This is a genomic window from Achromobacter dolens (genome assembly GCF_902859745.1).
Taxonomy (GTDB): domain Bacteria; phylum Pseudomonadota; class Gammaproteobacteria; order Burkholderiales; family Burkholderiaceae_B; genus Achromobacter; species Achromobacter dolens.
Genome location: NZ_CADIJW010000064.1, coordinates 21,400 through 28,059, shown reverse-complemented (window position 1 = coordinate 28,059; position 6,660 = coordinate 21,400). Strand labels below are relative to the sequence as shown.

5 protein-coding genes and 1 pseudogene are annotated in these 6,660 nt (G+C 71.7%); all 6 read right to left on the bottom strand.

Annotated elements, in window-relative coordinates; genetic code table 11:
• A pseudogene (locus tag HV783_RS26700) lies at positions 1–808 on the bottom strand (alpha-1,4-glucan--maltose-1-phosphate maltosyltransferase); the annotation flags it as partial.
• A 9-nt stretch (positions 809–817) separates the two neighbouring features.
• Positions 818–2,386, bottom strand: a complete 1,569-nt coding sequence (glgA, locus tag HV783_RS26695; protein ID WP_175190189.1) for a glycogen synthase GlgA — start codon at positions 2,384–2,386, stop codon at positions 818–820.
• A 147-nt stretch (positions 2,387–2,533) separates the two neighbouring features.
• Positions 2,534–3,529 (bottom strand): lysylphosphatidylglycerol synthase domain-containing protein, encoded by a 996-nt coding sequence (locus HV783_RS26690; protein ID WP_175190188.1) that lies wholly within the window; start codon positions 3,527–3,529, stop codon positions 2,534–2,536.
• Entirely contained in the window at positions 3,526–4,728 is a 1,203-nt protein-coding gene (gene clsB / locus HV783_RS26685) for a cardiolipin synthase ClsB (RefSeq protein ID WP_054502972.1), read from the bottom strand. The genes HV783_RS26690 and clsB overlap by 4 nt, the downstream gene beginning before the upstream one ends.
• The gene (locus HV783_RS26680; RefSeq protein WP_054502971.1) at positions 4,725–5,483 is read right to left on the bottom strand and encodes an endonuclease/exonuclease/phosphatase family protein; all 759 of its coding nucleotides are present in this window, start codon (positions 5,481–5,483) and stop codon (positions 4,725–4,727) included. The genes clsB and HV783_RS26680 overlap by 4 nt, the downstream gene beginning before the upstream one ends.
• A gap of 63 nt (positions 5,484–5,546) precedes the next feature.
• Positions 5,547–6,632: a calcium:cation antiporter gene (locus HV783_RS26675; RefSeq protein WP_144654762.1), complete on the bottom strand. Its 1,086-nt coding sequence runs from the start codon at positions 6,630–6,632 to the stop codon at positions 5,547–5,549.
• Between the last annotated feature and the right edge of the window lie 28 nt (positions 6,633–6,660).

The window sequence follows — 6,660 nt, the reverse complement described above, 5'->3', positions numbered from 1 at the left end:
GATCCGCCCGGGGCGCCGCGGCGCCCGCGGGCGGGGCGTCCAGCGCGCACGCGGGGGCGATGATCGGCGCGATGGCGCGCAGGCGATCGTACTCCTCGGCCAGCCAGGGCGCCCGGTAGTCCCACCAGGGCAGCGATGAGAACACGCCGTCGAAGCCCGCGTCGTGCAAGCCCGCCAACGCCGCGGGCGCCAACCCCGGGGTCCAGGCCAGGGCGCGCAGTTCGCCGTCGGCCTCGCGCGCGGGCGCGAACAATGCCCGCCAGGCCTGCGCGTCCAGGACCGGGGGCACGTGCACCACATAGCCGCCCACCCCGGCGCGCGTCCAGCGCCGCAGGCGCTCGGCCCAGGCGGCCACGAAGCCCGCCGGCGGGCCGTCGCGCAGTTGCCGCACGCCATGCTCGGTGACTGGCAGGCGAGGGTCGCGCGCGGGGGCGTCGACGGGGTCGCGATACCAGGCGGCCGGGGCCGTGGTGTCGCGGGCCTCGCGCGCCACGCGCTGCAGCTCCAGGCGCAGCAGCAACGTCAGGCCGTGGTCGGCGGCGCTGCACGCGTCGCGCGCCAGCCGCGTTGCGAGCGGCTCGACGCCGCCGTCGGCGGCGGCGTGGTCGGCATCGACCGGCGCCAGCGTCCGCGCGCCCGGCGGGCAGAGCCAGGGCACGGGCGCCAGCACCGCGGTGAAACCGGCGCGGCGCACGCTCGCCAGCCACTGCTCGCGCGCCCCGTCGTCCGACGCCGGCGGCAGGCCGGCGCGCGCGTAATGGATGCGAGGCAGGCCGGCGTTGTCAGGCAGGGCGTGCGGCTTGGCCATGGCGGATTCCTACTGCGGCAGCGGGGCCGTGAGGGAAGCGCCCTGATGCGCGCGGCGCACCGGGCGCGCGGCGGCTTGCGCGGGCTGGCGCGCCGGGGCGGCCGCTTGCGCCTGGGTGCCGCTGAGCGCGTGGAACAGCGCCCGGTATTGCGCCACCGCCGGCCGCCAACTGAAGTCCGCGGTCATGGCGTTGCGCTGCATCGCGCGCCAGACGGTCGCGTGGCTCCGCAAATGGACCGCGCGGGCGATGGCGGCGGTCATCTCGGCGGGCGTGCTGCCGTCGAACAGCACCCCGGTGGCGCGGGTCATGGCGGTCAGCGGCTGTTGCGGACCGGGGTCTTCGATCGTATCGGCCATGCCGCCGACCCGCGAGCCGATCGGCAATGTGCCGTAGCGCATGGCATAGAGCGGCGCCAGGCCGAACGGCTCGAAACGGCTGCCATGCAGCAGCAAGTCGCCGGCGGCGTGCAAGCGGTGGGCGCCGGCCTCGTCATAGCCGATGCGCACCGCGCAGCGTCGGGGATAGCGCTGGCCCAGTTCGCGCAGCGCGTTTTCCAGGTGTCGTTCCCCCTGCCCCAGCACCGCCACCTGCAGTTGCGGATGCGCGTCCAGGGCCTGCGGCAGGGATTGGGCGGCGACGTCTGCCATCTTCTGGCCGGTCAAGCGGCTGCACATGATCAGCAGCACCGCCTGGGGGTCTTCCTGCAGACCGTATTCGTGCTGCGTGGCGGCCTTGCACAAGCGCTTGTTGGCCAGGTTGGCGGCGCCGTAGCGCAGCGCGCCGAGATGCGGATCGCGCGTGGGGTTCCACAGTTGGGTGTCGATGCCGTTGGGAATGGCCAGCACGTCGGCCACGCGCTCGCGCAAGAGGCCATCCAGCCCGCAGCCGAATTCGGGGGTCAGGATCTCGCGGGCGTAGCGTTGGCTGACGGTGGTGATGCGATCGGCGTGGCGGATGCCCGCCTTCATGAAATTCAGTTGGCCCCAGGCCTGCGCGCCTTGCTCGCCGCAGAAGGGCGCCGGAATTCCCAGCGCCGGCGCCGCCTCGATCGGCGCCTGGCCCTGGAAGGCCAGGTTGTGGATGGTCAGCACGCTTTTCACGTCCTGCACCCGCGCCGCCCGCAGCAGCAGCGGCGTCAGGGCCGCGTGCCAGTCATGGGCATGCACCACGTTGGGGCGCGGCAGGCCGGGCAACCCCTGGGCGACGCGCACCGCCGCGTGGGCCAGGGCGGCGTAGCGCAAGGCATTGTCGGCGTAGGGTTGGCCGCCCTCGTCCAGGTACAGGCCGTCGCGGTCATAGAGCGCGTCGTTTTCCAGCAGCAGGAACGACAACCCGGATTGGGGACATTCGCCGGCCAGCAGCCGGGCGTCGCCGCCTGGCAAGCCGGCCAGATGGGCCACCGGGCGCGTCGATTGCAGCCGCCGCGCAACGCCGCGATAGGCGGGCAACAGCAGCGTCGGTTGGGCGTGCGCCTGGACCAGCGCGCGCGCCATGCCGGTGATGGCATCGCCCAGGCCGCCGGTCTTCGCCAGGGGGAAGGCTTCCGCCGCCACGATGAGGATTCTTGGTGTCGTCATGCTCGCTCCGGAGTCGGCGGACGGTCCCGGGAGCCGGGGCCACATCCGCAAGACTCATCGCCAAGCAAGTGCCATGCCCGCGGGCGCCGCGGCGGGCACGCGGGTCTATATGGACGGTCGTGCGTCGTTGTTGCCGCTGGTTTGTAATCATGGCGCGCGCGGCTGGCTGGTATCCGCCGGTGGATGGCGCCTGCGCCAACCGAGGCGCGCCTCGACCGCGGCGAACGCCAGCAGCGCCAGGCATAGCGGCGCCAGCGCATACAGCGCCCGGTAGCTCAACGCCGCGCCCAGGATTTCCGCCGCCGGCAGCCGCGATGACAGGGCCGCCACGAAGATCGCCTCGGTGGTGCCGAGTCCGCCCGGCACGCGGGTGACCACCGCCGCGAAGCTGGTGCACAGGAGCACGCCCAGCACCACCGGATAGCTGACTTTGGCCTGCAGCAGCACGTACATGATGGCCCCCATCAGCAGCCACGACAGCGCCGCCGTCACGCTCTGCAGGACCGCCATGCGGCCGCCCGGCAGCGTCACGCGCTGCCCCATCCAGCGCGCCACGCGGCGGGTGGCGCGGGCGCAGATCCAGACATAGAGGGCGGCCATGGCGAGCAACCCCAATCCCATCAGGCGCAGCACGCCGCCGCCGATGTCCCAGCCGGCCGGCAACACGATCGCCCCGCTGGCGAACACCGCGCCGGCCACCCAGGCATAGCCGATCCAGTTGGACACCGCCGAGAACACCGCCACGCGGGTGGCGGTGGCCTTGCGGCAGCCCAGCCGGGCATACAGGCGCAGACGCGTGCCCAGGCCGCCCAGCAGCACCCCCAGGTTCAGGTTCAGCGCATAGCTCAGCAACGCCACGCCCAGCACCTTGGGCCAGGGCAGGCGATGGCCGGTGTAGCGGCGGCCCAGCAGGTCCAGGGCGGCGTAGGCGAGGTACGCCGGCACCACCAGGGCGGCCGCGAGGAGCAGCGTCTCGCGGGGGATGCGGCGCACGGCCTGCCACACGCCGGGCCAGTCGACCGAGCCGCCGAAATACCCCAGCAGGCCCAGCGCCAGCGCCAGCACGATCCATGGCAGCACCCGCTTGACGCGTGGCCAGCGGCGCCGGGCCGCGCGCACTAGGGGGGCGCGGCGCAGGTTCATCGCGCGTCGCTCTGGTGATGGCCCGCGCCGTTGACGGTCTGCAGGCGCGGCTTGTGCGCGGGCAGCGCGCCGGCCCAGGCCGGGAAGCGGCGCAGGAAGTGGAACACCACGACCCCGACCCAGAGCCGGCGCAGGCGCCGCCGCGAGTCGGGCCGCATCCGTACCCGTTTGCAGTCCTGGGCGATGAGGCGCTCCAGGCTGTCGCGCAAGGCGGCGTTCAGGGCGCTGTCGCGCGCCACCACATTGGCTTCCAGATTCAGGGCGAGGCTGAGCGGGTCGAGGTTGCTCGAGCCGATGGTCGACCAGTCATCGTCGACGCAGGCGACCTTGGCGTGCAGCGGGCGCCGGCAGTATTCGAAGATCTCGACGCCGGCGTCGATCAGGTAGTCGTACAGCATGCTGGCGGCCAACTGCGCCACCAGCATGTCGGGTTCGCCTTGCAGCAGCAGCCGCACGCGCACGCCACGGCGGGCGGCGTTGGCCAGGTCGCGCAGCAGGCGATAGCCTGGAAAGAAGTAGGCGTTGGCGATCAGCACGTCATGGCGCGCCGAACGCAGGCCTGCGCGGTAATAGCGTTCGATGTCGGTGCGGTGGGCGTGGTTGTCGCGCACCACCAGCCGGCCGCCGCCGTCGCCCGCGGGCATCGCTTCCAGGGGCGCGGGCCGACGTCGGCGGGGCGGGTCCGCGCCGAGCGCGGCCCGGGCATGGTCAGCGATATCGGCGGCCAGCGGACCGTCCACCCGCACCGCATAGTCCTGCTTGGCTTCGGGGCCGTAGTCCGGCAGATGGTCGGCCGAGAAGTTGATGCCGCCCACGAAGGCGCAGGCGCCGTCCACCGCCACGACCTTGCGATGCATGCGGCGGAACAGATTGGTGCGCACGCCCAGCAGCCGCGGGCGCGGGTCGAACAGGTGCACGCGCGCGCCGGCGCCGGTCAGCGGCGCCAGGAATTCCTCTGACAGAAGGTCCGAGCCGTAGCCGTCGACCAGCACGTCGACGCTGACGCCCCGGCGCGCGGCGGCGATCAGGGTATCCCGCAGATCGCGGCCCACCGCGTCGTCGAAGAGGATGAAAGTCTCGATCAGCACTTCGCGGGTGGCGGCCTCGACGGCGGCGCGCACCGCGGGAAAGTAGGCCTCGCCGTTTTCCAGCAGCGTGTAACGGTTGCCGCTGCGCCAGCCATTCGGGGGCAGCGTCATAGCGCGACTTCCGCGGCGATCGGCACGTGGTCGGACAGCCCCGCCCACACCCGCGAGGCCAGCGGCACGGGCCGCCAGTCGCGCACGTTGCGCACGTAGATGCGGTCGAGCCGCAGCAGGGGCCAGCGCGCCGGGAACGTGCGGGCGGGCCGGCCCAGCCGCGAAGTGAAGACTTCCCGCACCTGGCAGTCGCGCAGCAGGCCATCGGCCTGCTGCCGCCAGTCGTTGAAATCGCCGGCGATCAACAGCGGATCGCCGGCCGGCACGTCGCGCGCCACCAGGCGGCACAGGCTGGCGATCTGGCGGGCGCGATGGCGGGCGCGCAAGCCCAGGTGGACGCAGATCGCATGGACCGCGCCGGCGCGCCCCGGCAGTTCCAGCACGCAGTGCAGCAGGCCGCGGCTTTCGTGTCCGCCGACCGTCACGTCATGGTTCTCGAAGCGCGTGATCGGGTAGCGCGACAACACCGCATTGCCGTGGTGGCCCGCCGGATAGACGGCATTGCGGCCGTAGGCGAAGTCGCGCCACAGCGTATCGGCCAGGAATTCATACTGCGACGCCGCCGGCCAGCGCGGCGCGGCGCGCGCGGCCATGGCCTGGTGTTCGCCCACCACTTCCTGCAGGAAGACCAGGTCCGGAGCGGCCATGCGCAGGGCGTCGCGCAGCTCATGCAGCATGAAGCGGCGGTTGAAACTGGTGTAGCCCTTGTGGATATTGACGGTCAGGAGCGTCATCGGGACGATCGGTGCGGGCAATGGCCTCTCCGGCGAAACGGGATCCTGGCCGGGGAGCAAGTCCCGTGCCCGGCGCGCTTCGCCCTACAGCCCCAGTCCCAGCAGCATCAGGAACGCGCCGAACAGGACAAAATGGGTCATCCCTTCGATCGCGTTGGTCTGGCCGTCGTTGAGGTTGATGGCGGCCACCAGCAGCGTCACCAGCATCATCAGGGTCTGCAGCGGCGTCATGGCGATATCGATGCGCTGGCCCGATATCAGCGCCAGCGCCTCCATCGCGGGCACGGTCAGGATGACCGTCGAGAGCGAAGCGCCCAGGGCGATGTTGACCACCGATTGCATGCGATTGGCCAGCGCCGCGCGCAGCGCCGTCAGCATTTCCGGGGCGGCCGAGATGCCGGCCACGATCAGCGCCACCAGGCCGGCGGGCACGTCGACACCAGCCAGGCTGCGGTTCAACGAGTGCGACATCAGTTCGGCCAGCGCGCCCACCGCGATGATGCCGGCCGCCATGACGCCGATGGACTGGCGCCGGGTCGGATAGCCGGAGGCGGGCGGCGGCCGGCGGGTCTTCTTGTCGGGATAGCTGTAGCTGAAGAAATAGCTGTGCGGGCCGGTCTGCATGCGCAGGAAAACCCCGTACAGCAGCAGCATCACCACGATGGTGAAGGCGCTGTAGGCGCGCCAGCTTTCCCCGGGGACGAATTCCGGGATGATCATCGACACCGTGACGGCGGTCAGGATCATGACGCTGTAGGTGCGCGCGGAATCGTCGTTGTAGGCCTGCTCGCCGTGCTTGAAGCCGCCGATCAGGGCGGCCACGCCGAGGATGCCGTTGATGTCCAGCATGACCGCCGAGTAGATGCTGTCGCGCACCAGGGTGGGCGATCCGGCCCTGGACGAGACGATGGCCAGCACGATGACCTCGACCAGCACCGCCGACAGCGTCAGGATCATGCTGCCGTAGGGATCGCCCAGCTTTTGCGCGATGCGTTCGGCATGGCGCGCCACGCTCAGGGAAGCCGCCAGGATCGCCGCCACCAGTATGGCCGTTTCGAGCAGGCCGGCCGCCCGTCCGTAGTCGGCCAGGCGGGCATCCGCCGCGAACCCCGCCATCGCGATGGCGCAGGCCAGCAGCAGGAATTTCTCGGACTGCAGAATGGATTTCATCGGGTTTCGGCGGACCGCAACAGTGCGA